Annotated in this window: 1 pseudogene; it reads left to right on the top strand. The window is 37.4% G+C overall.

Annotated elements, in window-relative coordinates:
• Nucleotides 1-211, top strand: a pseudogene (locus ACKX14_RS16530) (ISNCY family transposase); the annotation flags it as partial.

Here is a 211-nt window from a genome sequence, read left to right as displayed (position 1 = left end):
GAAAAGGAGTGAAGGAAAACGGAGTTGCGGCACTTATCCATAAAAATCAAGGTCGTAAACCCGCTCATGCCATCCCAGAGGAACTCAAACAAAAAATCATCAATCTTAAAATGTCTGACGTTTACAAAGACGCAAATTTTAAACATTTTCAGGAGCTTCTTGATAGGGTTGAAAACATCAAGTTAAGTTATTCTGCCCTTTATGGTATTCT

This window comes from Thermorhabdus hydrogeniformans, from assembly GCF_049310025.1.
Lineage (GTDB): Bacteria > Bacillota > Thermosediminibacteria > Thermosediminibacterales > Tepidanaerobacteraceae > JBJYKD01.
Note: the sequence above shows the minus strand (reverse complement) of the source record. Positions and strands in the feature narration are given on the sequence as shown.